This window comes from Pseudomonas sp. 14P5.3.2 (genome assembly GCF_057799175.1).
The window spans coordinates 28,690-51,151 of sequence record NZ_JBYOKU010000041.1; the positions used below are offsets into that span (position 1 = coordinate 28,690).

General features: G+C 59.9%; 19 protein-coding genes. 11 read left to right on the top strand and 8 right to left on the bottom strand.

Annotated features, from left to right (window positions below; translation table 11 throughout):
* Positions 1–76: 76 nt before the first annotated feature.
* Complete coding sequence (locus AC27VU_RS24950) at positions 77–949, bottom strand: helix-turn-helix domain-containing protein (RefSeq protein ID WP_488725133.1); 873 nt, start codon at positions 947–949, stop codon at positions 77–79.
* Positions 950–1,004: 55 nt separating this feature from the next.
* On the bottom strand, positions 1,005–1,457 hold the full coding sequence (locus tag AC27VU_RS24955; RefSeq protein ID WP_045122414.1) for an Lrp/AsnC family transcriptional regulator: 453 nt from the start codon (positions 1,455–1,457) through the stop codon (positions 1,005–1,007).
* 179 nt (positions 1,458–1,636) lie between these two features.
* On the opposite strand from AC27VU_RS24955, the gene AC27VU_RS24960 reads away from it, so the two are divergent.
* From AC27VU_RS24960 to AC27VU_RS24975, 4 genes are all read left to right on the top strand, one after another.
* Positions 1,637–2,254 carry a LysE family translocator gene (locus AC27VU_RS24960; RefSeq protein ID WP_098968506.1) on the top strand — a complete coding sequence of 206 codons (618 nt, stop codon included), beginning with the start codon at positions 1,637–1,639 and terminating at the stop codon, positions 2,252–2,254.
* Between the two features lie 25 nt (positions 2,255–2,279).
* Positions 2,280–3,122, top strand: coding sequence for a 3-methyl-2-oxobutanoate hydroxymethyltransferase (panB, locus tag AC27VU_RS24965; protein ID WP_003224363.1), 843 nt, complete (start codon positions 2,280–2,282; stop codon positions 3,120–3,122).
* Between the two features lie 26 nt (positions 3,123–3,148).
* On the top strand, positions 3,149–3,622 hold the full coding sequence (locus tag AC27VU_RS24970; RefSeq protein WP_098968367.1) for a MaoC family dehydratase: 474 nt from the start codon (positions 3,149–3,151) through the stop codon (positions 3,620–3,622).
* Between the two features lie 361 nt (positions 3,623–3,983).
* A complete protein-coding gene (locus AC27VU_RS24975; protein ID WP_103520857.1) occupies positions 3,984–4,346 on the top strand; it encodes a DUF6124 family protein in 363 nt (120 codons plus the stop codon).
* 158 nt (positions 4,347–4,504) lie between these two features.
* On the opposite strand, the gene AC27VU_RS24980 is transcribed toward AC27VU_RS24975, so the two are convergent.
* Both AC27VU_RS24980 and AC27VU_RS24985 read right to left on the bottom strand, forming a co-directional pair.
* Entirely contained in the window at positions 4,505–6,922 is a 2,418-nt protein-coding gene (locus AC27VU_RS24980; RefSeq protein ID WP_488725134.1) for an arylsulfatase, read from the bottom strand.
* Between the two features lie 50 nt (positions 6,923–6,972).
* A complete protein-coding gene (locus tag AC27VU_RS24985) occupies positions 6,973–8,259 on the bottom strand; it encodes an anaerobic sulfatase maturase (protein ID WP_338801651.1) in 1,287 nt (428 codons plus the stop codon).
* A 349-nt stretch (positions 8,260–8,608) separates the two neighbouring features.
* Here AC27VU_RS24985 and AC27VU_RS24990 point away from each other — a divergent pair, with 349 nt between their 5' ends.
* Complete coding sequence (locus tag AC27VU_RS24990) at positions 8,609–9,589, top strand: AraC family transcriptional regulator (RefSeq protein WP_488725135.1); 981 nt, start codon at positions 8,609–8,611, stop codon at positions 9,587–9,589.
* 198 nt (positions 9,590–9,787) lie between these two features.
* Complete coding sequence (locus AC27VU_RS24995; RefSeq protein ID WP_488725136.1) at positions 9,788–11,311, top strand: EAL domain-containing protein; 1,524 nt, start codon at positions 9,788–9,790, stop codon at positions 11,309–11,311.
* A 133-nt stretch (positions 11,312–11,444) separates the two neighbouring features.
* Here the strand turns inward: AC27VU_RS24995 and AC27VU_RS25000 are convergent, their stop codons facing one another.
* The gene (locus AC27VU_RS25000) at positions 11,445–13,364 is read right to left on the bottom strand and encodes a tyrosine-protein phosphatase (protein ID WP_488725137.1); all 1,920 of its coding nucleotides are present in this window, start codon (positions 13,362–13,364) and stop codon (positions 11,445–11,447) included.
* 321 nt (positions 13,365–13,685) lie between these two features.
* Complete coding sequence (locus AC27VU_RS25005) at positions 13,686–14,174, bottom strand: P-loop nucleotide/nucleoside kinase family protein (protein WP_488725138.1); 489 nt, start codon at positions 14,172–14,174, stop codon at positions 13,686–13,688.
* Between the two features lie 88 nt (positions 14,175–14,262).
* Here AC27VU_RS25005 and AC27VU_RS25010 point away from each other — a divergent pair, with 88 nt between their 5' ends.
* Complete coding sequence (locus AC27VU_RS25010) at positions 14,263–14,544, top strand: hypothetical protein (protein WP_488725139.1); 282 nt, start codon at positions 14,263–14,265, stop codon at positions 14,542–14,544.
* Between the two features lie 105 nt (positions 14,545–14,649).
* Positions 14,650–15,486 (top strand): SDR family oxidoreductase, encoded by an 837-nt coding sequence (locus AC27VU_RS25015; RefSeq protein ID WP_488725140.1) that lies wholly within the window; start codon positions 14,650–14,652, stop codon positions 15,484–15,486.
* 8 nt (positions 15,487–15,494) lie between these two features.
* On the opposite strand, the gene AC27VU_RS25020 is transcribed toward AC27VU_RS25015, so the two are convergent.
* Together AC27VU_RS25020 and AC27VU_RS25025 are read right to left on the bottom strand one after the other, a co-directional pair.
* Complete coding sequence (locus AC27VU_RS25020; RefSeq protein ID WP_338801643.1) at positions 15,495–15,935, bottom strand: hypothetical protein; 441 nt, start codon at positions 15,933–15,935, stop codon at positions 15,495–15,497.
* Between the two features lie 171 nt (positions 15,936–16,106).
* Positions 16,107–18,311, bottom strand: a complete 2,205-nt coding sequence (locus AC27VU_RS25025; RefSeq protein ID WP_488725141.1) for an OsmC domain/YcaO domain-containing protein — start codon at positions 18,309–18,311, stop codon at positions 16,107–16,109.
* 238 nt (positions 18,312–18,549) lie between these two features.
* Here AC27VU_RS25025 and proP point away from each other — a divergent pair, with 238 nt between their 5' ends.
* The 3 genes from proP (at position 18,550) to AC27VU_RS25040 (ending at position 22,445) form a co-directional block, all read left to right on the top strand.
* Positions 18,550–20,052, top strand: coding sequence for a glycine betaine/L-proline transporter ProP (gene proP, locus AC27VU_RS25030; RefSeq protein WP_003224336.1), 1,503 nt, complete (start codon positions 18,550–18,552; stop codon positions 20,050–20,052).
* 125 nt (positions 20,053–20,177) lie between these two features.
* Positions 20,178–21,413: an MFS transporter gene (locus tag AC27VU_RS25035; protein ID WP_488725142.1), complete on the top strand. Its 1,236-nt coding sequence runs from the start codon at positions 20,178–20,180 to the stop codon at positions 21,411–21,413.
* 96 nt (positions 21,414–21,509) lie between these two features.
* Positions 21,510–22,445: an alpha/beta hydrolase fold domain-containing protein gene (locus AC27VU_RS25040; RefSeq protein ID WP_488725143.1), complete on the top strand. Its 936-nt coding sequence runs from the start codon at positions 21,510–21,512 to the stop codon at positions 22,443–22,445.
* Positions 22,446–22,462: the final 17 nt, after the last annotated feature.

Consider the following 22,462-nt stretch of genomic DNA (forward strand, 5'->3'; position numbering starts at 1 on the left):
CACTTCCGATGGTGTCGGCGGCAGCCTGATTTGCCGCGTCGAGTAATACGATTGTGGCGTTGTAGCGGCGCGCTGCTTACTGAAAGTGATGACCGTGCTGACGACGAAACTCCGAAGGCGTCAGCCCCTTCAACGCCTTGAACTGCCGATTGAACAGCGCCAGCGACGAATATCCCACTGCCTCGGCAATCAGCGAAACCGTCGAATGTCCCTGCATCAACAGCGCACAGGCATGTCCGACTCTTAGCCGTACGATGTAGTCCAGCGCCGTGCAGCGCGTATGCCGACGGAACATTCGATGAAACGCCGACACGCTGACGCACGCCATCTCAGCCAACGCCGGAATGCTGATGGCTTCGGCGTAGTGTCCATGCACGTAATCCAGAACCCGATGTATACGGGGATCCTCAACGATCTGACTGCCAATCTGAGAGTCCGGCGCCGACAGGATTTGCCTGGCATCAACGTCCCGTGTCAGTTTGCTCAACACGGTCAGCAGCGCGATCAAACGCTCGGGCAGCTCCTGCTCGACCATCGCCTCAATCAGCGGCCGAATCTCCCGCGACGCCGCCGCACTGAAACTCAATGCCTGCCGCGCCGCCACAAGCAATTGCCGCAGCGACCCCATCTCCGGAAACAACGTCACCAGCGACTCCGCCCACGCCGCCGAAAACCAGATCACCAACGCCACATGCGGTTGCCCGGCGTCGACCCGCTCCGCCGACGACCAGCTATGCGGCACATTCGGCCCGACCAGAATCAGATCGCCGTCATCGTAAGGCGCGACGTCATTGCCGATATAGCGATGGCCACGACTGTTCAAGGTCAGCGTCAGTTCGTACTCGGGATGGTGATGCCATTCAAACGGAATTGCCTCTGGCAGCCGCCGGTTCAGCATCGTCCAAGAGGCAGTGGCTTCAGTGGGGATTTTTTCGAAACTGGGTTTCATGGTGACCGATTCTGCTCTTTGGCGTGGGTGGCGCGCCACGATCGTATCACTCTGTTTACAACGGCAACGGTCGATCCTGCACCACGCGCTTCATCACCAGCGTCGAGGTCAGCCGCTGCACATTCGGCAAAGTCGAAAGGCACTCGTCATACAGGCGCTGAAACGCTGGCAAATCCTGAGCGATGACGTGCAGCAAATAATCCGGTTCGCCGAACAACCGTTGCGCATCCACCACCTGCGGAATCTCCACCAGCGCCGCCTCGAACGCCTCCACCGCTTGCCGGTCGCCTTCGCGCAACGTGGCGAAGACCATCGCGGAAAAGTTCAGGCCCAGCGCGGCGGGGTCGAGTTTTGCCCGGTAGCCGAGCAGCACCCCGGACTCTTCCAGCGCCCGCACGCGGCGGTGGCAGGGTGAAAGGCTCAGGCCCACGCGATCGGCCAGTTCGGTGACCGACAGCCGACCATCCTTTTGCAGCTCAGCAAGAATCTTCCGATCAGTTCTGTCCACGCAATAAAACCTTCTAATCTGATGCGCCATGACGACCATCTTTGGAAAAATATTCTAGCCGAGTTTGCTTATTCTCCCTCAACCAAAAACTGCCGCACCGCTGCAACCGGCGCGGCACTTGATTGATGGAAAACCAACATGAGCAAAGCAACGCCACGTCAACGGCCATGGGTGACGCCATGACCTTCAGCGTATTCGCCGCTTTCTGGGCGGTATCGATTCTGTTTGTGATCACCCCCGGTGCCGACTGGGCCTACGCGATTTCCGCAGGCTTGAAGCACCGCGTCGTACTCCCCGCCGTGGGCGGTCTGCTGTCCGGGCACTTACTCGCGACGCTGATTGTGGCGGCCGGGGTAGGCACGCTGATCGCCGGACATCCGCTGGCCCTGACAGCACTGACCGTAGCCGGCGCCGGTTACCTGCTGTGGCTGGGCGCCAATCTGTTCGCCCGCCCTTCCACTCCGCACGCCGCAGCGAGCCAGACCAGCGACTCATGGGCGCGCTGGGCCTTGAAGGGTCTTTGCGTGAGCGGGCTCAACCCGAAAGTGTTCTTGCTGTTTCTCGCCCTGTTGCCGCAATTCACCGACGCCGGCGCGCCGTGGCCCGTGCCGCTGCAAATGGTCGCGCTCGGCCTGGTGCATACCGCCAGTTGCGCGGTGATCTATCTGCTGGTCGGGTTTGGCTCACAGGTGGTACTGCGCGCCCGGCCTGCAGCGGCACGCAGGGTCAGTCGAGTTTCAGGGCTGATCATGATTGCGATTGCGCTGGGGCTGCTGATCGAACAGCTGCACGCCTGATTCTTCCTCCTGACGAGATCTGCCAATGACCGAACACACCTCACCCTACGACACCACTGCCCTAACCAAGCCGGCAACACGCCTGCGCATCCCGCAGCTCAAACAGATGAAAGTCGAAGGGCGCAAATGGGCGATGCTGACCGCGTACGACATGTACAGCGCAGTAATTTTCGAGGACGCCGGCATTCCCGTCCTGCTGGTCGGCGACTCAGCGTCCAACAACGTGTTTGGCAACGACTCGACCTTGGCCGTGACCGTCGACGAACTGCTCCCGCTGGTGCGCGCCGTCACCCGATCAACCCGGCGGGCCTTGGTCATCGCCGACCTGCCCTTCGGCTCGTACCAGGTTTCACCCGAACAATGCCTGCAAACCGCCGTGCGTTTCATGAAGGAGGCTGGCGCCCATGCGGTGAAGATCGAGGGCGGTGTCGAATTGCTGCCACACATCGCCAAGCTCAGCGTCTCGGGCATCCCGGTCATGGCCCACATCGGTTTCACCCCGCAGATGGAACATCAATTGGGCGGCTATCGTGTACAAGGTCGGGGCGAAGACGGGCAGCGCCTGATCGACAGCGCCAAAGCGCTGGAAGCCGCCGGCGCGTTCGCCCTGCTGATCGAAATGGTGCCCGGCGACGTTGGCGCAGCGATCACTCAAGCGGTGGCGATCCCCACTGTGGGCATCGGCGCCGGCAATCAGTGCGACGCGCAAGTGCTGGTCTGGCAAGACATGGCCGGCCTGCGCCAGGGACGTCTGCCGCGCTTCGTCAAACAGTACGCCGACCTGCGCAGCGTCCTGCAAACGGCGGCCAGAGACTTCGCCGACGACGTACAGGCCGGCACCTTCCCCGGCCCCGAACACACCTTTTAACCAACCGCCAGCAGCAGGAGGCCCCCATGCAAACCCCGAGACAACGCGCCGCCGAAGGCCTCAAGGTGGGCGACCGCTTCAACGTCGTCCGCCGTTTCACACCCGACGACGTCCATCACTTCGCGCAACTGTCCCGCGACTACAACCCCGTCCACTGCGACGCGCACTATGCGCAACTGCGAGCATTCAAAGCGCCGATCACCCACGGCCTGCTCACGGCCAGCCTGATGACCGAAATCGGCGGCCAGATCGGCTGGCTCGCCACCGGCATGAACCTCCAGTTCAAGCGCCCCGTCTATCCCGGCGAAACCATCACCTGCCACTGGCTCATCACCAGCATCGACGAGCGAGGCCACGCAACAGCCGAAGTCAGCGTCTTCAACGAACAACACATCACCGTGCTCGAAGCTATCACCACCGGCGTCCTGCCCGGCGCGCCAGAACGCGAATACATGAAACACATGCTGGCCGAGGGCGACCCTACCAATGGCGCGCGATGACGCGTTTAAACAGAGTTGTTTATATGACACCCGGTGTTACGTCCCCAAGGCTACAACGCCTTGCGCCATTGCCTACGACTACGCCAGAATCCGCCGGCTTGTGCGCCCAGGGTGCGGGTTCTATCGTGGGTCGGTCGCTGAAAAGCAGCGATCGGGTTTGGTAGCCCGGTTTCACACATGGCGCAAAACGTCACCTTACGCAGATGCTTTCTGGCGCCTGTGTTTTATGGTGGCCATGCGCAGGGCGCTTTCGAGCGCGCCGGTTTTTCCATGTGTGCCGGTCTACCAACCTTCGTAATGGCCACCACCCTCGTTTGGTAGCGAATGTGATGGTTCCCTTAGCCACATATGGAGCGTCACTATGTTCAAGGTCACACCAAACCCACCCGAAACCGAAACGGTCTCCCCCTACGAATCCCCCGATTCCCGAAAACTCAGCGAAGCCGCCGAACGCGCCCTCGACCACTACCTGAACCCCGCCAGCCAAATCATGGCCACGCCCTACACACCCAACGCCATGTTCCTCGCCAACCCCAAAATTGCCACCGAGGAATTATTGGCGAACGCCAGTGAATCACTGGGTTCGGCGACGGTGATGTTGGGGGATGTCGCGGCGCTGGTTGAGGGGCCGATTCGCAAGACGCTGCTGGGCATTGCGCAGGTGGTGATGCTGGGGGAATTGGCGGTGAATCAGGCGTTGGATAATGTTGTGCCGACGGCATAACGAACGCTCCCTCCTTGGCGCTCTATGGTGAGCGCCCAAGGAGGGATCTGCCAGAAACCGACACGCGAGAATCGTCAGCTTTCGCCAGAAGCTACCATCCGCGTTTATAAATAACGGAACAAACCGAAGCCTGACTCAGGCTCCGGTATAGCTGCTCCTTATTGCGTAGCGATGGCTGCGTCACGTTCCAGCTTTTTAGTTTTTTCTTGAGCCTCTGCACTTAACTGCTGTGGCTGGATGTTGATGTCCACTTTTTCGAGAGTGCCGGTAAACGGGAACGGCCCCTCGTAGTCGTTGGAGACTGCTTCGCCAGTATCGCGACCAATGTCGAAGGTCTCGGTTGCGCTGTAGCGGATCGGCGGCACGTGGGCAAAATGGGCGCGCCCGACCTCCTTGCCATTGATCAGCAGCACACCAGTACCGCCACCGCCAAAGGTCTTGTCTTCATGCGTGTACTGGAATTCGGCCACCACCTTCCCTGCAGGCAGTTTTTCCGGGGATTTGATCTGATCGCGTTCCTTGCCAAAGAAGTTGTTCTCGTACACCAGGTAACCGTCCTTGACGAACAGCGTGTATCCGGCGCTGCCCCCTTGGGCGACGATGACGCCCTCGGTTTTCGCGTCGACTTCAAACACAGCTGTCACCGTGTGAGAGCGAGCCTTGACGTTCGGCGCTGTCCCTTCCGGCACACGCACAGTTCCTGGATAGAACGTGAAATGGTCACGCCCGCGTGAGAGGCTCGGGCGGTCCGGAACATTTCCACGTTCCACGAAACGGTCGTCCAGCGGCAGTACGTTGTACTTCCTGGCCTCGGATTCGAACAACGCCTGAAGCTGTTTGAGTTTGGCCGGATTCTTCGCCGCCAGGTCATCCGCCTGACTGAAGTCCTTGCTCAGATCGTAAAGCTCCCACTTGTCGTTCTCGAAGTCACCCTTGCGCCCCAGCAATTCCCACGGCAAACCGTGGCGGGCGGCCGCTACCCAGCCGTCATGGTAGATCGCGCGATTGCCCATGATTTCGAAATATTGGGTGGTGTGCCGGGTCGACGCTTTGGCATCGTTGAAGCTGTAGAGCATGCTGACACCCGCCAGCGGAACCTGTTTCTGCCCGTTGACGGTCTCCGGCATTTTGATGCCGGCCGCCTCGTAGATGGTCGGCGCCACATCAATCATGTGATGCCACTGGTCACGCACCTCGCCGTGCGCCTTGATACGGGCAGGCCAACTGACGGTGAAACCGCTGCGCGTGCCGCCGAAGTGACTCGCCACCTGCTTTGTCCACTGAAACGGCGTGTCCACAGCCCATGCCCAGCCCACTGAGAAGTGATTCTCATGTTTGGGGCTGCCGATTTCGTCGATGACTTTCAGCATGTTCGGCACGTTGTCCGGGATACCGTTTTGCGTGGCCATGTTGTTGACCGTGCCATTCAATCCGCCTTCGGCAGAGGCGCCGTTGTCACCCAGTGCCAGCATGACCAGAGTGTTATCGGCATTCGGGCTTTTAGCCACGGCATCCAGTACTCGCCCTACTTGCTCATCAGTCTGAGTCAGAAAACCGGCGAAGACTTCCATCTGCCGACTGTACAAGCGCTTTTGATCGTCGGATAACGTGTCCCAGGCCGGCAGTTCTGCGGGGCGCGGGGTGAGCTTGGCTGAAGCAGGGACAATCCCCAGTTTTTTCTGTTGGGCAAACACCATCTCGCGATAGCTGTCCCAGCCCATGTCGAACTTGCCTTTAAACGGTTCTATGTAGGACGCAGGAACTTGATGCGGCGCATGCATGGCACCGGGAGCGTAGTAGACGAACCAAGGTTTTTTGGGGGCTACCGATTGTTGCTCGCGCAGCCAGTTGATCGCGTGATCGGCCAGGTCTTCGTTGAAGCTGTAGCCCTGTTCCGGAGTTTTTGACGGCTCTACCGGCACGGTATTTTCAAAAAGCTGAGGGTAGAACTGACTGGTTTCGCCCCCCTGAAAACCATAGAAATAACCGAAGCCCTTGCCCGTTGGCCAACGATCAAAAGGCCCGGCCGAGCTGGTCTCCCAGTCCGGCGTGTCATGCCACTTGCCGAACGCAGCGGTGGTGTAGCCGTGATCTTTGAGCACTTGACCGATGGCGGCGTTGTTGTCCTCCCAGACGCTGTTGTAGCCCGGGAACCCCGTTGCGCCTTCAGTGATGCCGCCCATCCCGACCTGATGATGATTGCGCCCAGACAATAACGCGGCGCGAGTCGGTGAGCACAACGCGGTGTTGTGCATCTCGTTGTAACGCACGCCTTGCTCGGCCAGTCGATCAAAGTTGGGCGTTGGCGTCAGGCCGCCGTAAGCCGAAGTACCGGCGAACCCGAGATCGTCGATCAGGATGACCAAAACATTCGGTGCATCCTTGGGCGGGGTCACAGGTTGCGGAAAGTCGGACTTGGACGTTTTGTAGGTTTCACCGACGGTGCCACCGAACGGTGCTGTCGGCAGCGGCAGGCTGGCGCCCGCTGTTGCGGGGGCGGCTTGGGCGGTCAGCGAGCCGACACTGCCAAGTAACGCGGTGGCCAGCATGAATGACGGTTTACTCGGTTTGGACATGCATCAACTCCCTTTGCATTCAAAAGTCTCAGGCAATCAGCTGATAAAACTCAGCCAAGCCTGGTAATCATCAACGTGGCACCCACGATCTCGCTGGGTGAACGGCCTTGAGCAATCAATCCGGACATGGCTCGCAGATAAGGCGCTGTATGGGCAAAGAACTGGTAGTAGCCTTTACACAAATAGTTGAGCCCCGGTTCGCCTTCATCTGTTTCGATGAAACGATGTTTTGGGCAGCCGCCCCAACACCCTTTCAACATGTTGCACTGCTGGCACTGCTTGGGGAGTGAGGTCAGCTTGTCCTGGCCGAACTTCTGTTGCTCCGGGGATTGCAGCAAAGTGGACAGGGACTGCTGGGTGAGATTGCCCAAGCGGAATTTTGGATACACGTAGTGATCACAGGAAAAAACATCGCCGTTATGCTCGACGACCACCGCCCGGCCACAGGTGGGCTGGTGGTGACAGGCCGCGCCGGGCTCGCCCATGTAGTTCGCAAGCGCCCACTCGAAATTCATGACGTAAATCCGGCCCACATCACGCTTGATCCAGACATCGAAGATCGCGTTGAGAAACGTGCCGTAGTCTTCCGAGCCAACAGACCAGGAGGTCAGATTTGGTTCGGCCTTGTGCGAAGCACTCAAAACCAGATCACTGTCCGGACCGTGCAAGGTGAAACCCATGGCGGCATCCGCCACGTCGGGAAGCCTTTCGACGATGGGGATGAACTGGATGTACTCGACGCCGAGCTGACGGAAGAACTCGTACACCCTGAGGGGATCCTGGGAGCTGCGTCGGTTGACGCATGCGAGGATGTTGAAACGAACCTTATATTTTTTCAGCGACTCAAGGGCACGCAGGACCAAGGCATGGCTTGCATGACCGCTGGAGGTGACACGGTACTCATCGTGAATATCGGCCGGACCATCTAGTGACAAGCCCACTAAAAAATCATGCTCGGCTAAAAATTGACTCCACTTGTCGTCGATCAATAACCCATTGGTCTGGAAGCTGTTGGTGATCTTGCGGCCAGCGCCATGAACCGCCTGCATTCTTATCGCATGCTGGTAGAACTCCAACCCCATCAGTGTTGGCTCGCCGCCCTGCCAAGTGAACGCTACTTCGGTCTGGTCGGTGTGCGAAGCGATGTAGTTTGCGACGTAACTTTCCAGCACATCCAGATTCATTCGGTGACGACGCTCGTCACGATACAGCGCGGCCTTTTCTAGATAGAAGCAATAATCGCAATCCAGATTGCAATCAGCCCCGCTGGGCTTGGCCATAACATGAAACGCGTAGGGTGGCGCAGGAACATTACGAGCGTAGAAGACTGCTGACATCGACTTGACCTTTCTACCTGTGCGGAATGCAGCATTGACTATAGACGGGTTTCTCGAGTGGGCAATTGACAAGAGTGTCGATCAAACGGACAGATTTGCGAGCAGCAATAGCTGACAGAATCTGATCATGTCCTCTATCCCGTTCGGTGGGAAACCACTGCTGCTACGACGCATTACTTTCAAAGCCGCGGAATTGAGTCCGATCAAAACTTGGCTGAAAGGCTGCTTTTGGCCGAAAGCGTACCTATTTCCAGTGACTCATTTTCGGTCACAAATCTGTCACCCCCAAACTGCTAACATCCCTCCGCCTCCCTTATCCAAGAGCCCCCAACCCAAGGTGCCCCCCAAGGTGTCCCCAAGCCCCCACCAAAAAATCATCCTCCGCTCCGAAAACCTCCACTCCGAAGACTTCGGCGCCCTCTTCTCCCGGCTCTTCGGCAATCGCTACGCCGACACCCCGCCGATCCCCTCCAACATCATCATCAGCGGCGTCTACGGCAGGCACGACGGCGTCAGTTTCCGGCGCATGCATTACCACGGTGATTTCACCGTCACCTTCCCCGACCCGCAGGATGAGATCACGTTCGTGATTCCCACGGCGGGCAAGATTGTGTTCAACCACCGCACCGAGTCCGTCGGCATGGCCCAGGTGGGGTTGGCGATTGATAAGGCGGATATCCGTTCGATGCGGTTTCTCGACAATCATGCGCAGCACGGGATTTCGGTGAATCGGGGGCAGCTCACGGAGCGGTTGGCGGCGTTGTTGGGGCGGCCGATTGTGCAGAAGATTGTGTTTGAGCCGGCGGTGGATCTGCACTCGGCGGCGTTTCAGGGGATCAAGGCGTTGATTGATCTGGCGACGGGGACGGAGTTTGATTTGTTGCTCAACAGCGGCACGCTGATGCCGTCGCGGTTGCGCGAGATGTTGATTGATGCGGTGCTGGAGGCGTGGCCGCACAATTTTACCGAGGTGTTGCGCCAGCCCGCGCCGAGGGTGGCGCCGCGGCATGTGAAGTTGGCGGTGGAGTTTATTCAGGCGCATCCGGAGCAACTGGTGAGTGGGGTTGAGTTGGCGCGGTTGAGCAATGTCAGTCAGCGCGCATTGCAGGATGGGTTTCGGCGGTTTGTCGGGATGACGATTGTGGCGTATCAGCGGCAGGTGCGATTGGAGCGCGCTTTCGAGGCGCTGGGTCAGCGGCATTCGGCGTCGGTGACGGAGGTGGCGTTGCGCTTTGGCTTCAGTAATGTCGGGCGGTTTTGTCAGTATTTTCAGCAGGCGTACGGGGTCAGTCCGGCGGATTTGCGCTCGGGCGCGCGCCCGCGACGCTGACAGGCGTTGGCGGCAGGAGTATTGATCTGCGGCAAGATCGGCCGATGGCGCCAGCGCTAATCTGTAGTCGCTGATTAATCAGCCGTGCAGCCGCACGTCACGGGCCGTGGGCCAAGGTGGCGTCAAATGAACAAAAAACGCATTGTCTGGGGGAGCATTCTCCTGGGCCTTCCGTGTGTCTTGCTTCCAGTACTTTTGATGGGTTACGTCGCCTGGGTGTTGAACCTGGCAGCGGCGCAGCAACGTCTCGAATCGCTGGCGTCCGTGGCCTCCAGCCGCGCCAACAATACCTTCCATGAAGCCGCCGGGGTGCTGAAGAGCGTCGCCGCGTCGAGCCTTGCGCCGTGTACGCCGGAGAGCATCGACGAGATGCGTCTGCTGACGATCAACACGTTTGCGGTGAAGTCGATCGGCTATGTCGAGGAAGAGGTTTATGCCTGTGGCTCTTGGGGGCCGGTGGGCCATCGGGTGACGCCGTGGAAGGAAGATTTTGTCACCGCTGACGGGGTGCGCGTGTCGCTCGGCGTGCAGGCGCGGATTGTGCCGGCCAAGCCGATGATGGCGCTGCAGTATGCGGCGTTCAATGTGCTGGTCGACCCTGAGCAGTTTTTGCAGGTATTGGTTGAGGACGATGTGCATTTGATGGTCGGCACCGCTGCCGGGCAACTGGTCGGCGTGACGCGGCCGGGGGCTGAGCGCTTCATGAGTCGGGTGCACCTGGGCCCCGCTTCGGCGCTGGAGGACGGTTATCTGTATACGTTGGTGCACAGCGGTGACTGGGTGGCGATTGCGGCGGTGTCGCGCCATGAGTTGCTGCTGGGTCTGGTGCGCCGGGAGATGCTGTTGCTGCCGATCGGCGGGTTGATTGCCGGGATGCTTGCGCTGGTGATTGTGCGGCGTACGCGCAAGCGGTTGTCGCCACTGGCCGAGCTGGAACTGGCGGTGCGTAATCGTGAGTTCATCGTGCACTATCAGCCGATCATTGATTTGAGCGATGGCGCCTGTGTCGGGGCCGAAGCGCTGGTGCGCTGGCGGCATCCGGACGGCAGCCTGGTGCGGCCCGATCTGTTCATTCCGCTGGCTGAGCAGAGTGGGCTGATTCTGCCGATCACTGATCAGGTGATCGATCACGTCATGCAGGATCTCGGGCCGCTGCTGGTGAAAGAACGCAGCCTGCATGTGGCGATCAATCTGGCGGCGGCGGATATCAGCAGCGGGCGCTTTCTGCCACGGCTCAAGTCGGCGATGAGCAAGGCTGATGTGTGGCCGAGCCAGATCTGGCTGGAGGCCACGGAGCGCGGTTTTGTGCAGATCGAATCGGCGCGGCAGACAGTGAATCAGGCACGCGAGGCGGGGCATCTGGCAGCCATCGATGATTTCGGCACCGGGTTTTCCAGCCTGCAGCATTTGCAGCAGCTGCCGCTGGATGTGTTGAAGATCGATAAGTCGTTTGTCGACACTATCGGGCGTGATCCGGAGGCGAGTTCGGTGACCGCGCATATCATCGACATGGCCAAGAGTTTGCGTTTGAAGGTGGTGGCTGAAGGGATTGAGACGGAAGCGCAGCTGGATTATTTGCGCAGTCGTGGGGTGGATTTCGGGCAGGGTTGGTTGTTTGCGAAGCCGATGCCTGCGGGGGAGTTTTTGGGGTTTGTTGGGGAGCGTTGTGGGAGGGCTGCGGAACTGCATGGTCAGGTCGGTGAGCTGGTTGGGTGTATTTGACAAGGTTTGTTTTCAGGGCCGCTTCGCGGCCCAGCGGGAGCAAGCTCCCTCGCCACAGGTTCGGGGGGCACCTTCTGTTTTTGGGGTGCCTTGAGGATTGAGGTCATCCCTGACTTGTTAGTCCTCCCCTTCTTTAGAACGCGTAACTGGCCTTCAGGCTGCCACTGAAACCGTGGCTGTCACCACCGCCGCTGGCACCGACTTCGGCGCCGACGCTGACGGCGCCGAGGCTGGCCATCAGGTTGACGCCGCCGCTGAACTGGTCGCGGTTGTCGAAGGCGGCGCGCTGTTCGATGTCGAGGCCCAGCAGATGGCTCTGGCTGTTGACGTCGTTGTTGCCCAGCGTGCGTTCGTAGCCGACTTGCACGCCTGGCACCAGCTGCCACGCGCCCATCGCGACCGGGGCGAACGCCACGTTGAGGTTGGCGACGGCGCTACGGCGGGTGGCGGTGTTGTCGTCGATGTCGAGGGACAGTTCGCTGCCCTTCTCTTTGAAGCCTTTGAGGTCGAGGTGGCTGACGCGCAGGCCGAGGCTAGGTTCGAGGACCATGCCGTTGACCGGTGCGCGGTAACCCAGCGCCAGCGTCGCGCCGGTGAGGTTGCCGTGGGTGTCGCCCTTGGCCGTGCCGAGGCCGCCGCCCAGTTCGCGTTTGCTGTCGTAATCGACGTAGCCGGCGCTGGCGTTGGCGTCGACGAACAAGCCCCGTTCCAGGCTGGTGAAGCCGTAGCGCGCGCCGAGGTTGAAGAAGGTGAAGTCGGTATCGGCCTCGCCACCCGCGCCGCCGACGGTGCCTTTGCTGTAGCCGAAACCGCCACGCGCGCTGAGTTGTTCGGAGAAGCGCTGGGTGATGCCGACCATCAGGCCTTGGCTGTGTTCGTTGCTGCTCTCGGCGTGGGACGAGCCGTCGGTGCCGAGGTATCCGGCGAGCGCGGTGGTCCACAACCGGTATTGGCCGACTTTCAGATCGGTGCCGCTGGCGTAAGGCGCGGCGGCTTGCTCGATCAGCGCATTCTGCCGCAGCAGGTAGCTGGCGGCGTCAGCGTGAACCTGATCGCCGACCTGGGATTCAACACCGCCGAGGGTGCCGGCGTCGATCGCCGATTGCAGGTAGTAGTTGTAGGCGCTGTAGGTGCCGGACAGGCTGGAATTCTGCAACTCGCGCAACAATTCGGCACCGGCAGCGGCGTTGCCGGTCAACCCGGCCTGACCCGGCAGACTGTTGTACTCAACCAGTTTGCCGCGCAGCACGTAGATAGTTGCCTGCGACAGACCGAGGCCTTGTTTGAGGTAGTTGTCCATGCTGCCGTATTCGGCGGTGACTTCATCGAGCCCGGCCTGCAGATAGCTAGCCTGCACGCCGAGCAACGGCGCGTAGACCGAGGCCATGCTTGGCGGCATTGCTTTAAGAGTCGCGGCGACGCGGGCGGCGGTGTAGTCATTGGTCGCCAGATAGTTGGCCATGATGGTCGCGTTATCGACCCCGGCGATGCTCTGCAACACAGCGGCGGTCCAGCCGGTGCGGTCCTTGCCGGCGGTGCAGTGGAACAGCTGCGCACCGTCGGTGGTGGCCAGTTCGTTGAACAGCTTGCCGAACTGACCGCGCATCCCGGCGTCGCTGACGAAGGCACGGTTGGTCTGTTCCATCATGGCAATGGCGTCGGCCGCGCTTTTGAACGACACGGTGGTGATGTTCGCACCCGAGGTGGTGCTGCCGATGATGTCGATGTTCTGGTAGGTCGCGCCGGTCAGCAGGGTGTCCGGCGTGCCAGCGATTTCGCTCGGCGTGCGCAGGTCGTAGACGGCTTTGATGCCCAGGCTGTTGAGCGTCGCCAGATCCGCTGCTGACGGTGTGATCGCGTTGGAACGGTAGAACACACCGCCGCGCATCGTGCCGTCATGGGCCGTGGTATACGCGGTGGTGAGGCCGGCGACGTCACGGAAGTTGTCGATGCTTTTCAGGCGCGGCGTGTCGAGCGCGACGGGCTCGGCAGCGTGGGCAGCAGCGATGGACAGGCTCAGAACGGACAGCGAACACACAAGACGTTGGAACACAGTGCAGCCTCATTGGAATTAGCGTTGGGCTGGCTACTATCTGCAATCAACTGATACTGAATATGACAGAACGACTGCGCACGCAAATGCCTGCGCGAATGGGCCGTGGGCTGCGTTTTTTGTCCGTATGGCATCAGGTTGTTGCATAAATTTCGGGAGCAACGGGTAACCCTGTGGGAGCTGGCTTGCCAGCGATGGCGGTGGGTCAGCCAGGAGTAATGGCGACTGACACGGCCCTATCGCTGGCAAGCCAGCTCCCACAGTTTTTGCGATGAGCTCAGGGTTGGCGGCTGCCAGAGATCCAAAGTGGGAGCTAGCCTGCTAGCGATTTAGGTGCATGACGATCTCAATCTCCTCGCCCGATTCCGGCACCTGAAAGTAGCTGGAGATCAAATCAAACTCTGCATCCGAAGCGGCAAACTCATGCTCCGCCAGCGCATTGCGCGCATGCAGCCGGCCGCGGCAAGTATCGTCATCCACCGCGAGATAGTGCAGGCAATGCGGCACTTTTGCAGTATCCGCCAGCCCTCGCAGCCACTGCCGATCCGCCACGGTATTGGCCGGAAAATCCAGCACCACATTAACCCCGGCTGTCAGCACATCGATCACCAACGGCCCCAGCACCCCGCGAATCTGCCGCGCACATCGAACGTAATCCGCCACGGATTTGATCTGCTCCGGATACAGCCGCGACAGCCACTGATCTTCACTGAGCACGAGCGCGCCGTGCTGCTCAGCCAGTGATTGGGCCAGTGTGGATTTGCCCGAGGCGATCTTGCCGCACATCAGGTGGAGGGTGGGTGCACGCATTGGGGACGCTTCCTTATGTCGATTGCGGGATAATGCCCAACGCCTGACAGACAGGCAATCAATGCGCCTGACCCAACGGGGAACCGTGATGACTGCAACAAACATACGCCGATGCACCTCATGGCTGCTGCTCACCCTGCTCGCCACCACCCTGACGCTGACCGCGGGATGTTCAAGCAAGCGCTACGCCACCAACGGTTCGAACTGCTACGCCAAAGCCGTACCCACTTCCGGCGAAGGGGGTCTGGCCTGGGGCGATACCTTGAGCATGGCGCGGAAGAAATCACTGAATAACTGCATGCGTTATGCGAGCCGCTCCGGAGGTACGCCGAACACCTGCCAGGTTGTGCAGGCGCAGTGCAAACGCTGAGGGCAATTGATGAGTTCTGCTCATGAGCCCTAGCAATCAAACCCGTATTGTTGAGCAATGAGCCGCCCTATAAGGTGACGCATCACCTGAAAAGAGCTGCCCACCATGAAAAATCCTGCGCAAGTGATCGTCGTCATCGGCCCCGGCTCTATTGGCCAGGCCATCGCCCGCCGGGTCAGTGCCGGCAAGCATGTGGTGCTGGCCGATCTGAAGCAGGAGAACGCCGACGCGGCGGCCAAAGTCCTGTTCGATGCAGGGTTTGAGGTCACCGCGACGGTTGTCGACATCGCCTCTCGCGAATCGGTGCAGGCACTGGTGCAGACCGCCGCCGCCATCGGCGAAATCAGCGGCGTGATCCATGCCGCTGGCGTTTCCCCATCGCAGGCGCCAGTCGCGACCATTCTTCGGGTGGATCTTTATGGCACGGCGCTGGTACTGGAGGAATTTGGCAACGTAATCGCCAACGGCGGCTCGGCGGTGGTGATCGCCTCGCAGTCTGGCCATCGCCTGCCGGCTTTGAGTGCCGAGCAGAACAAGGCGCTGGCCATCACGCCGGTGGAAGAACTGTTGGCGTTACCGATGCTGCAGGCCGATCAGATCAGTGATCCGTTGCACGCCTACCAGATCTCCAAACGCGGCAATTCCTTGCGGGTGATGGCCGAGGCCGTACGCTGGGGCAAGCGCGGGGCGCGGGTCAACACCATCAGCCCGGGCATCATCTTCACCCCGCTGGCGCGGGACGAACTGAGCGGCCCGCGCGGCCCGGGCTACCAGCGCATGATCAACCTCAGCGCCGCTGGACGCGGTGGCACGCCAGATGAAGTCGGCGCGGTCGGTGCGTTGTTGATGGGGCCGGAAGGCACGTTTATTACAGGTAGCGATTTCTTGATGGATGGGGGTGTGACGGCGGCGTATTGGTACGGCGATCTGGCGCCGCAATAGACCAACGGCTAAACACCGCGCTTGAGCACCGCCGTCGAAACCCGTGGCTGGATCGACTTTTCGATCAGTGCAACGATGTCCTTCGCCCCATAACAACGGAACAGAATGCTGCCAGCATCCGTATCCAGGCAGACGATTTTGGTGATGAAGCCACCTTCAAGCGTGACCTTGCGGATCATCCCCAGCGGCACTCTGATGTCCAGTGTGCCGTCCTGAACCATGCGGTTCATGGCGTTGGCATTCAGGTACACAGCGGTATTGGTCAGGGTCATTTTGCCGCCGACCCACAGCCCGCCGTACACCTCTTTGAACCCCTCCAGCACACCGGCCAACGCGCTGACATGGCCACTGCCGGCAACATCGTAGAAATCGCCGACTCCTTCGTAATCCACCTCGACGTCAGCCACCAGAAAGTTGACCAGCTTCGACTTCACGACCTTCTCTTCCATCCTTGTATCTCCATGTCCCCAGAACACTCACCCGTGGCGAGGGGATTTATCCCCGATGGACTGCGCAGCAGGCCGCTTCTTGCTCGGTTGAAGAAGCCGGGTCCGCTTCGCGCGCCATCGGGGATAAATCCCCTCACTACAGGTTTACTCAGCAAAAGTGACCGTCTGCTATCAGCGATTCAACGCCGCCGCATTAGCCCGCGCCGCGTGCAGCTTCTTATAGCTGTCGATCAGACGCAGGTGACGATCCAGCCCTTCGAGTTTCATGCTGGTCGGCGTCAGGCCGTAGAAACGCACACTGCCGTTGACCGAACCAATCGCCGCGTCCATGCGCTCGTCACCGAACATGCGGCGGAAGTTGGCCTCGTAGTCGGCCAGTTCCAGGTCTTCGTCCAGTTCCATTTCCAGACACACGTTTACCGCCTGATAAAACAAGCCGCGCTCGACGGTGTTGTCGTTGTATTGCAGGAAGGCTTCGACCAGATCCTTGGCCTGCTCGAATTTCTGCAGGGCGAGGTAGATCAGCAGGCGCAGTTCCAGAATGGTCAACTTGCCCCACGGCGTGTTGTCGTCGAACTCGATGCCGATCAGCGTGGTGATGTCGGTGTAATCATCCAGCTCGCTGTTTTCCAGGCCTTGAGCGAGGTTACGCAGGCCGACCTTGCTCAGACTGTGCAGGTTGAGGATGTCGGCGCGGAATTGCAGGGCTTTGTTGGTGTTGTCCCAGATCAGGTCGTCCACCGGATAGATTTCTGAGTAGTCCGGCACCAGGATCCGGCAGGCATTGGCGCCGAGGTCGTCGTAGACCGCCATGTAGGCTTCTTTGCCCATGTCTTCGAGGATGCCGAACAGGGTTGCGGCTTCTTCGGCGTTGGAGTTTTCGCCTTGACCTGAGAAGTCCCATTCGACGAATTCAAAATCAGACTTGGCGCTGAAGAAGCGCCATGACACCACACCGCTGGAATCGATGAAGTGTTCGACGAAGTTGTTCGGTTCGGTCACTGCCTGGCCCGAGAAAGTCGGCTGCGGCAAGTCGTTCAAGCCTTCGAAACTGCGGCCCTGCAGCAGTTCGGTCAGGCTGCGTTCCAGCGCCACTTCCAGGCTTGGATGCGCGCCGAACGAGGCGAACACGCCGCCGGTGCGCGGGTTCATCAGGGTCACGCACATCACCGGGAATTCACCGCCCAGCGACGCATCCTTGACCAGCACCGGGAAGCCCTGCTCTTCCAGCCCCTTGATCCCGGCGAGAATGCTTGGGTACTTCTCCAGCACTTCCTGCGGCACGTCGGGCAAAGCCATTTCGCCTTCGAGAATTTCGCGTTTGACCGCGCGCTCGAAGATCTCCGACAGACATTGCACCTGTGCTTCAGCCAAGGTGTTGCCAGCGCTCATGCCGTTGCTCAGGAACAGGTTTTCGATCAGGTTGGACGGGAAGTACACCACTTCACCATCCGACTGGCGCACGAACGGCAGTGAGCAGATACCGCGCTGGGTGTTACCGGAGTTGGTGTCGAACAGGTGCGAGCCCTTGAGCTCGCCGTCGCGGTTGTAAATGTCCAGGCAGTATTGGTCGAGAATCTCTGCCGGCAGTTCATCTTTCGGGCCGGGCTTGAACCAGCGTTCGTTCGGGTAATGCACGAACTCGGCGGTGGCGATGTCCTCGCCCCAGAACTGGTCGTTATAGAAGAAGTTGCAATTCAGGCGCTCGATGAACTCGCCCAATGCCGAGGCCAGTGCGCCCTCTTTGGTCGCGCCCTTGCCGTTGGTGAAACACATCGGCGAATGCGCATCGCGGATGTGCAGAGACCAGACGTTGGGCACGATGTTGCGCCACGAGGCGATTTCGATCTTCATCCCCAGATCGGCGAGAATCCCCGACATGTTGGTGATGGTCTGCTCCAGCGGCAGATCTTTACCGGCAATGTAGGTACCCGCTTCAGAGGTCGAATGTGGCATCAACAAGGCTTGCGCATCGGCGTCGAGGTTCTCGACTTCTTCGATCACGAACTCGGGGCCGGTCTGCACAACCTTCTTCACCGTGCAGCGATCAATCGAACGCAGGATGCCCAGACGATCCTTCTCGGAAATGTCTGTCGGCAGTTCGACCTGGATCTTGAAGATCTGGTTGTAGCGGTTTTCCGGGTCGACGATGTTGTTCTGCGACAGGCGAATATTGTCGGTCGGGATGTTGCGGGTTTCGCAGTACAGCTTCACGAAATAAGCCGCGCACAAGGCCGACGACGCCAGGAAGTAGTCGAACGGCCCCGGTGCCGAGCCATCACCCTTGTAGCGAATGGGCTGATCAGCGATCACCGTGAAGTCGTCGAACTTGGCTTCAAGTCGAAGGTTGTCGAGAAAGTTGACCTTGATTTCCATGCGGGTTTACCAGAGAGCAGAAACGAATTGGCGGCCATTATCCGGGTTTTCAGCCTGACGTCTTGTGCTTTTGCGTAATCGCCGCCGTGTGGGCGGCCGCGTTGAGCCGGGCATCGGCACAGGCGAGCGACAAAAGTGCCCTGAGCAGTGAATTTTTTCGTGTCTTCTTGTATCTGACGGAAAGAGCCTATGCCAGCAAAACAATGGCATCGAATCCGTTCAGCTATGAGTGACCCGCATGAAATCAAGGAAAAACACCGTCAATCCCATCGGATTGAAAGACATCACCATTGTCGACGACGCCAAGATGCGCAAGGCGATCACCGCTGCCGCACTGGGCAACGCCATGGAATGGTTTGACTTCGGCGTGTACGGCTTCGTCGCCTACGCGCTGGGCAAGATCTTCTTCCCCGGCGCCGATCCTGGCGTGCAAATGATTGCTGCCCTGGCGACCTTCTCGGTGCCGTTTCTGATCCGTCCATTGGGTGGTTTGTTCTTCGGCGCCCTGGGCGACAAGTACGGACGCCAGAAAGTCCTCGCCGCGACCATTGTGATCATGTCGCTGAGCACCTTCGCCATCGGCCTGATTCCGTCCTATGAATCGATTGGCATCTGGGCGCCGATCTTGTTGTTACTGGCGAAAATGGCTCAGGGTTTCTCGGTCGGCGGCGAATACACCGGCGCGTCGATCTTCGTCGCCGAATACGCGCCCGACCGTAAACGCGGCTTCCTCGGCAGTTGGCTGGACTTCGGCTCGATTGCCGGTTTCGTCCTCGGCGCCGGTGTGGTGGTGCTGATTTCGACGATCATCGGCGAAGAGAAATTCCTTGAATGGGGCTGGCGCCTGCCGTTCTTCCTTGCGCTGCCACTGGGCATGATCGGCCTCTATCTGCGTCATGCACTGGAAGAGACACCGGCGTTTCAACAGCATGTCGAGAAGCTCGAGGAAGGTGATCGCGAAGGCCTGGCGGGCGGCCCGAAAGTTTCGTTCAAGGAAGTTGCGACCAAACACTGGCGCAGCCTGATGACCTGTATCGGTGTGGTGGCGGTGACCAACGTCACCTATTACATGCTGCTGACCTACATGCCGAGCTATCTGTCGCACAACCTGCACTACAGCGAAAACCGTGGCGTGCTGATCATCATCGCGATCATGGTCGGCATGCTATTCGTGCAGCCGGCGATTGGTTTTATCAGCGACAAGATCGGCCGCAAACCCTTCATTGTGGTTGGCAGCATCGGTCTGTTCCTGCTGGCGATTCCGGCGTTCATGCTGATCAACAGCGGCAAGATCGGCCTGATCTTTTCCGGCTTGCTGATCCTCGCGGTGTTGCTGAACTTCTTCATCGGCGTCATGGCCTCGACCCTGCCGGCAATGTTCCCCACGCACATCCGCTACAGTGCTCTGGCCGCCGCGTTCAACGTCTCGGTACTGATTGCCGGCCTGACGCCGACCGCCGTGGCCTGGCTGGTGGAAAGCACCAACAATCTGTACATGCCGGCTTACTACCTGATGGTGATTGCTGTGGTCGGCCTGATCACCGGCGTGACCATGAAGGAAACCGCCAACAAACCGCTGCGCGGTGCCGCACCGGCCGCGTCGGACCTTGAAGAAGCCAAGGAACTGCTCAAGGAACACCACGACAACATCGAGCAGAAAATCGAAGACATCGACGCCGAGATCGCTGAACTGGAAGCCAAGCGCAAGGAGTTGGTGCAGCAGCATCCGCGGATCAACTAATGAGTACGCGGCGTGGTTACTCGAATCGGAGTCGAGTGGCCACATAGGCGCCGCGTGCAACCAAATCCGCATTGTTTGACGGAGATCGCGCCCTTTCGCGCGACCTCGATACCAAAGGTGCCAGCGTGGATAATCACTCCGATCGTCGCAACAAGCTCTCGCTGGACAGCCTCAATTTTTTCCTCGCCGATGTGCGCGACGGGCTAGGGCCATATCTGGCGATTTACCTGTTGGCGGTTCACCACTGGGAGCCGGCCAGCATCGGGTTGGTGATGACCCTCGCCGGGATCGCCGCGCTTGCCACCCAGACACCCGCCGGGGCCCTTGTCGACAACACCCGGAGTAAGCGGGCGGTGATTGCGGTTGCCGCGTTACTGGTGACCGGCAGCTGTCTGGTGTTGCCCTTCGTCACCTCCTTCAGTCTGGTGGCGATTACTCAAGCCTTGAGCGCCGCCGCGGCGTCGGTGTTCGCCCCGGCCATTTCGGCGATCACCCTCGGCATCACCGGCCCACGAGCGTTCACTCGGCGCACCGGACGCAACGAGACCTTCAACCATGCCGGCAACGCCTGCGCGGCGCTGCTGGCCGGTGGTTTTTCCTACCTGTTCGGGCCAGTGGCGGTGTTTTATCTGATGGCGGTCATGGCGCTATGCAGTGTGATCGCCGTGAGCTTCGTCGATGCCAACGCGATCAACCATGATCTCGCCCGAGGCCTTGACCCCAGCGACGCTACACACGCCAAGGCGCCTTCGGGATTGGCGGTGCTGCTGACCAACAAGGCGTTGCTGATGTTCGCCATCTGTTGTGCCCTCTTCCACCTGGCGAACGCGGCGATGCTGCCACTGGTGAGCCAGAAACTGGCGCAGGTCAATCTGCAGATGGCGACGCCACTGACCTCGGCCTGCATCGTCGCCGCGCAACTGGTCATGGTGCCGGTCGCGTTGCTCGTCGGGGCCAAGGCCGATGTGTGGGGACGCAAGCCGCTGCTGCTCGCAGACTTCCTGATTCTGCCGTTGCGCGGCGTGCTCTATACCTTGTCCGCGGATCCTTACTGGCTGGTGGCGGTACAGATGCTCGACGGCATCGGCGCGGGGATCTTCGGCGCGCTGTTCCCGGTTGTAGTGAAAGACCTGACCTTGGGCACCGGACACTTCAACATCAGCCTCGGCGCCCTTTCGACCGTGTTTGGCCTGGGCGCGGCATTGAGCAGTAGTGTCGCGGGGATTGTGTTACAAGAGGCCGGATACAACGCGGCGTTTTTGACCCTGGCGGTGATTGCCGGGCTGGCGTTTATGCTGTTGTGGCTGGCAGTGCCGGAGACATTGGCAGACCGACGCGACGCAGTTATCGCTACGGTTTGAGAGGCGCAATTTTTCGATCCTGCGCAACAACCTCTGACTCGAGGAAGGAATTTGGCCAATAACACGCTTGAGTTCAGCGACAGTGATCTGGCGCAGATGCAACGCTTTAACCGCAAGCTCGCCTGGCTGCCACGGTTTCGCATCCGCAATCGACTGACGCCACGTCTGGTCCAAGGGCTGCTGCGTGCCAGTCAGATTGTCAGCGCGGACAAGCCGGTCAAACATGACCTTCAAGCGCAGAACACAGTGGTTTTTTCGCAAGGTGCTTCGGTGCCCGTCCGAATCATCCGCCCGCAAGGAAACGCTCAAGGCGTGGTGCTCGATTACCACGGTGGCGGCTGGGTGATTGGCAATGCACAGATGAACGACGACCTCAACATCGCCATGGTCAAGGACTGCAATGTAGCCGTGGTCTCGGTCGACTATCGGTTGGCGGTCGATACGCCGGTTGAGGGGCTGATGGAGGACTGCCTCTGCGCCGCTCGCTGGCTGCTGAGCGACGACTGCACAGAGTTCGCCGGCCTGCCGGTGATCGTTGTCGGCGAATCGGCGGGCGCGCACTTGGCCGCCGCAACGCTGTTGGCGCTTAAATCATCACCCGGTTTGCTGCAGCGGGTCCGCGGTGCGCTGCTTTTTTACGGTGTCTACGACCTCGCGGGTACTCCGAGCGTGCACGCAGCTACTGCTGAAACTTTGGTGCTCGACGGCCCGGGCATGGCCCAGGCGCTGCGCTTGCTGACACCGGGATTGAGCGATGAGCAACGCCGGCAGGCACCGCTTTCTCCACTGTACGGCGACTTCAGCAGGTTGCCGCCGGCACTGATGTTCACCGGTGAACTGGATCCGCTACGCGACGACACGCTCGAACTGGCTGAGCGCTGGCAGCATTCTGCGCCGGTTGAAGTACATCTGCTGCCCTCTTCCGCCCATGGCTTTATCCACTTCCCGACTGACATGGCCAGACGTGTTCTTGCCTACAGTCGGGCGTGGCTTTCACGCCAGATCGAGGCAAAACAATCAGTTAGTACCTGAATTGGCGATCAAACCAC

Coding starts and splice junctions, on each gene's coding strand:
- AC27VU_RS24950 (WP_488725133.1), bottom strand. CDS start 949: ATGAAACCCAGTTTCGAAAAAATCCCCACTGAAGCCACTGCCTCTTGG.
- AC27VU_RS24960 (WP_098968506.1), top strand. CDS start 1,637: ATGACCTTCAGCGTATTCGCCGCTTTCTGGGCGGTATCGATTCTGTTT.
- panB (WP_003224363.1), top strand. CDS start 2,280: ATGACCGAACACACCTCACCCTACGACACCACTGCCCTAACCAAGCCG.
- AC27VU_RS24970 (WP_098968367.1), top strand. CDS start 3,149: ATGCAAACCCCGAGACAACGCGCCGCCGAAGGCCTCAAGGTGGGCGAC.
- AC27VU_RS24975 (WP_103520857.1), top strand. CDS start 3,984: ATGTTCAAGGTCACACCAAACCCACCCGAAACCGAAACGGTCTCCCCC.
- AC27VU_RS24980 (WP_488725134.1), bottom strand. CDS start 6,922: ATGTCCAAACCGAGTAAACCGTCATTCATGCTGGCCACCGCGTTACTT.
- AC27VU_RS24985 (WP_338801651.1), bottom strand. CDS start 8,259: ATGTCAGCAGTCTTCTACGCTCGTAATGTTCCTGCGCCACCCTACGCG.
- AC27VU_RS24995 (WP_488725136.1), top strand. CDS start 9,788: ATGGGTTACGTCGCCTGGGTGTTGAACCTGGCAGCGGCGCAGCAACGT.
- AC27VU_RS25005 (WP_488725138.1), bottom strand. CDS start 14,174: ATGCGTGCACCCACCCTCCACCTGATGTGCGGCAAGATCGCCTCGGGC.
- AC27VU_RS25010 (WP_488725139.1), top strand. CDS start 14,263: ATGACTGCAACAAACATACGCCGATGCACCTCATGGCTGCTGCTCACC.
- AC27VU_RS25015 (WP_488725140.1), top strand. CDS start 14,650: ATGAAAAATCCTGCGCAAGTGATCGTCGTCATCGGCCCCGGCTCTATT.
- AC27VU_RS25020 (WP_338801643.1), bottom strand. CDS start 15,935: ATGGAAGAGAAGGTCGTGAAGTCGAAGCTGGTCAACTTTCTGGTGGCT.
- AC27VU_RS25025 (WP_488725141.1), bottom strand. CDS start 18,311: ATGGAAATCAAGGTCAACTTTCTCGACAACCTTCGACTTGAAGCCAAG.
- proP (WP_003224336.1), top strand. CDS start 18,550: ATGAAATCAAGGAAAAACACCGTCAATCCCATCGGATTGAAAGACATC.
- AC27VU_RS25040 (WP_488725143.1), top strand. CDS start 21,510: ATGCAACGCTTTAACCGCAAGCTCGCCTGGCTGCCACGGTTTCGCATC.